This is a genomic window from Streptomyces sp. NPDC006193 (assembly GCF_040613915.1).
GTDB lineage: Bacteria > Actinomycetota > Actinomycetes > Streptomycetales > Streptomycetaceae > Streptomyces.
In genome coordinates this window covers 135,777-139,882 of sequence record NZ_JBEXTB010000005.1, presented here as the reverse complement: position 1 = coordinate 139,882, position 4,106 = coordinate 135,777, and the positions used below count along the sequence as shown (strand labels likewise).

Sequence of the window (4,106 nt, the reverse complement as noted above, 5' to 3'; positions counted from 1 at the left end):
GGGCGGCGGGGACCGGGGACCAGGACGGGTGGCACAGGCGGCCGAGGCGGCGGGGACCGGGGACCAGGACGGGTGGCACAGGCGGCCGAGGCGGCGGGGACCGGGGACCAGGACGGGTGGCACAGGCGGCCGAGGCGGCGGAGCGGGGACCAGGACCGGTGGGGCGGGCAGTGGACCGGGGCCGGCGGGGCCGGGGACCGCTGTCGTCGGTCACCGTGCAGACCGGGGCGCAGGTGAACGCGCTGCGGCCCGCGCGGGACGCCTGGGACAGCGACCGCGGCGTCCACCGCCCGGCAGGCCAGGCCCGCCGCCGTTGAACGGCAGCGACCGGCCGCCGCGCTCGGCGGGGCTTCCGGGGACCGCGTGGGGCACTGCGAACGGGCGCCCAGGGTGAACGCGCTGCGGCCCGTGCGGGACGGGCAGGCCACCGCGCCGACGGCAGGACCGCGCGACCTCGGCGTCCACCGCCCGGCGGGCAGGGCCACCGCCGAACGCCGAGCGACCCGGTCGGCGTGAACGGCGGCCGGGGACCGCTGTCGTCGGTCACCGTGGGCCGCAGCGCCGCGGCGGCCCAGCGGAGGCCGGGCCGCGACCGGCGTCCAGCGCCCGGCGGGCCGGGGTCCCGCAGCGGCCCGGTCGGGCCGGACCGGTGGCCGGAGGCCGGCGGGGCCGGGAGCCAGTTGGACGAACCGCGCCCTGCGCAGGGCGAGCCCCCGCGAACACGCCGCTGCGCCCGGCGGGCCGGGGTCCCGCAGCGGCCCGGGCGGGCCGGACCGGTGGCCGGAGGCCGGCGGGGCCGGGAGCCAGGTGGACGAACCGCGGCCTGCGCAGGGCGAGCCCGCGCGGACGCGCCGCCCGGGAGCCGCGGCAGGGGCAGGGCGCGCCCGGCGTACGCCGGCGGCGACCCGGTCGGCCCCGGCCGGTGGGCGCAGGCGCATGGCACCGGCGGGCGAGGGGTACGTTCCGTTTCCATGAAGCTGGCGTTCTCCACTCTCGGTGTCCCCGGCCTGCCCCTGCGGGAGGTCCTGTCCCTCGCGACCGCGCACGGTTACCACGGCGTGGAGCTGCGCGCCCACCCCGAGGAACCGGTGCACCCGGGCCTCGGCCCCGCCGAACGCGCCGAGACGGCGGCGCTGTTCCGGAGCGCCGGGGTGGAGGTGCTGGGCGTCGCCGGGTACGTGCGCGTCGCCGCCCCCGGGGAGGACGCGCCCGTGCTGGCGGAGCTGCGGGATCTGCTGCGGCTGGCCCACGATCTGGGCGCCCCCTTCGTCCGCGTCCTGCCCGGCGCCGACCCGGACCTGCCCCGCGAGGAGTCCGACGCGATCGCCGCCCGGCGGCTCGGCACCGCGGCCGAGGATGCCTCCGCGCTCGGCGTCCGCATCCTGCTGGAGACGCACGACTCCCATCCCACCGGCGCCGACGTGATCCGGGTCCTCGGCCCGGTCGGCCACCGGCAGGTGGGGGCGCTGTGGGACGTGATGCACACCTGGCTGGGCGGCGAGCAGCCGTCGGACACCTACGCGGCGCTCGCGCCCCACCTCGGATATGTGCAGGTCAAGGACATCCTCTCGGTCGAGGACACCTCCCCGCTGCCGCTCGGCGCGGGGGTGCTGCCGCTCACCGAGTGCATCGACGTCCTGTCCCGGCAGGGCTGGGACGGCTGGCTGTGCTGGGAGTACGAGAAGCGCTGGCACGAGGGCGCCGCCCCGCTCCCCGAGCTGCTGGGCGCGGGCCGCGAGCACCTGGCACGGCTGCTGGGCGAGGCGGCGTAGACCCGCCGCGGCAGCCCCGTCGTACCCCGCCCGTTCCCCAACCGGGCGCGTCCTAGGGCTGGACGCGCCCGCGAATGCGCCGGTCGCGGCCCCTTCCTGGTTACTGTGCATTCCCTTGACGGAAAGAAACTTCCCGGATATTGGTGACCTCTCGGAAGTTTCCTTCAGCGGTTCTCCTCCGGAAGGAGCGCACGTGCACGACACCAGCACGGGAAGCACGGGAAACACCGCACGGCCGTCCAGACGCGCCGTCCTCGCCGCCACCGCGGGCCTCACCGCCGCGCTGTCCGTACCGACGACCGCCGCACACGCGGCCGCACCCGGCGACCGCGGGCTGCGCGCCCTGATCTCCCGGATGACGCTGGAGGAGAAGGTCGGCCAGCTGTTCGTGATGCGGGCCTACGGCCACTCCGCCACCGCCCCCGACCAGGCCGACGCCGACGCCAACCTCAAGGAGCTCGGCGTCCGCACCGCCGCCGAGCTGATCGCGAAGTACCGCGTCGGCGGCATCATCTACTTCACCTGGGCCCACAACACCCGCGACCCCCACCAGATCGCGGACCTGTCCAACGGCATCCAGCGGGCCGCGCTCCGGCAGCCGCGCGGCCTGCCCATGCTCATCGCCACCGACCAGGAACACGGCGCGGTCTGCCGGGTCGGCGCACCGGCCACCCTCTTCCCCGGCGCGATGGCCGTCGGCGCGGGCGGCTCCCGCTCCGACGCCCGCACCCTCGGCCGGATCTCCGGCGCCGAGCTGCGCGCCCTGGGCGTCAACCAGGACTACTCCCCCGACGCCGATGTGAACGTCGACCCGGCCAACCCGGTCATCGGCGTCCGGTCCTTCGGCGCCGACCCCGAGGCGGTGGCCGCGCTGGTGGCCGCCGAGGTGAGGGGCTACCAGGCGTCGCGGGTCGCGGCGACCGCCAAGCACTTCCCGGGCCACGGGGACACCGCCGTCGACAGCCACTACGGCTTCCCGGTCATCACCCACAGCCGGGAGCTGTGGGAGCGGCTGGACGCGGTGCCGTTCCGGGCCGCGATCCGGGCGGGCATCGACTCCGTCATGACGGCGCACATCCAGTTCCCGGCCCTGGACGACTCCGGCGACCCGGCCACCCTCTCCCGCCCGATCATCACCGGCATCCTGCGCGGCGAACTCGGTTACGACGGTGTGGTGATCACCGACTCGCTGGGCATGGAGGGCGTCCGCACGAAGTACGGCGACGACCGGGTACCGGTGCTCGCGCTCCGGGCCGGCGTCGACCAGCTGCTCAACCCGCCGTCGATCGACGTGGCCTGGCACGCGGTGCTGAAGGCGGTGCGGGACGGCGAGCTGACCGAGTCGCGGCTGGACGAATCGATCCTGCGCATCCTGCGGCTGAAGGCCCGGCTGGGGCTCTTCGGCAACCCGTACGTCACCCGCGCGGGCGTCGACCGCGTGGTCGGCGCCGAGGCGCACCTGGCCGCGGCGGACCGGATCGCCGAACGGACCACGACCCTGCTGGTCAACGAGGGCGGCCTGCTGCCGCTGCGCCGGCGCGCACACCGCAGGGTCCTGGTCGTCGGCGCCGACCCCGCCTCCCCGTCGGGCACCACCGGCCCGCCCACGGGGGTCCTGGCCGCCGCCCTCACCGGACTGGGCTTCACCGCCACGGCCCTGTCCACCGGCACCGCGCCCTCCGAGACGACCGTCGGCAAGGCGGTCGCGGCCGCGCGGGACGCGGACGCGGTGGTCGTGTGCACGTACAACGTGACGGCGTCCAGCACGCAGCGGACCCTGGTGGACCGGCTGCTGGCGACGGGCAGGCCGGTGGTGGCGGTGGCGGTCCGCAACCCGTACGACGTCGCCCACCTCACCTCGGTGAAGGCCTGCCTGGCGACCTACGGCTGGACGGACGTCGAGGTGCGCGCCGCGGCCCGGGTCATCGCCGGGCGGGTGTCACCGCGCGGGAGGCTGCCGGTGCCGGTGCAGCGCGCGGACGATCCGGGGCGGGTGCTGTACCCGGTCGGGCACGGGCTGAGGTACTAGGCGCCCGTGCCGGTGACAGCCGGAAGCGGCGGGGTGGAGGCCGCGTGGACCTTCACCCCGCCGCTCGGCCGGAGGGCGTCGCCGCTGTCACTCACCCCCCGCGGTGTCGGCTCCGCCGCCGGTGTCCGTGCCGCCGGTGTCCGTACCGCCGGTGTCCGAGCCGCCGTCATCGGTGGCGCTCCCGGCATCCGTGCCTTCCTCGGTGCCGGTGCCTTCCTCGGTGCCGGTGCCCTCTTCGGTGCCGGTGCCCTCTTCGGTGCCGGTGCCCTCTTCGGTGCCGGTGCCCTCCTCGGTGCCGGTGCCCT

Annotated in this window: 3 protein-coding genes; 2 read left to right on the top strand and 1 reads right to left on the bottom strand. The window is 76.6% G+C overall.

What is annotated here, in order from left to right:
• The first annotated feature begins 971 nt into the window (after window positions 1–971).
• Both ABZ261_RS07720 and ABZ261_RS07715 read left to right on the top strand, forming a co-directional pair.
• Window positions 972–1,772 carry a sugar phosphate isomerase/epimerase family protein gene (locus tag ABZ261_RS07720; protein ID WP_356856393.1) on the top strand — a complete coding sequence of 267 codons (801 nt, stop codon included), beginning with the start codon at window positions 972–974 and terminating at the stop codon, window positions 1,770–1,772.
• A gap of 193 nt (window positions 1,773–1,965) precedes the next feature.
• Window positions 1,966–3,801 (top strand): glycoside hydrolase family 3 protein, encoded by a 1,836-nt coding sequence (locus ABZ261_RS07715; RefSeq protein WP_356856391.1) that lies wholly within the window; start codon window positions 1,966–1,968, stop codon window positions 3,799–3,801.
• A gap of 87 nt (window positions 3,802–3,888) precedes the next feature.
• On the opposite strand, the gene ABZ261_RS07710 is transcribed toward ABZ261_RS07715, so the two are convergent.
• Window positions 3,889–4,106, bottom strand: a 218-nt coding sequence (locus tag ABZ261_RS07710) for a hypothetical protein (protein WP_356856389.1), incomplete at its 5' end; no start/stop codon positions are given.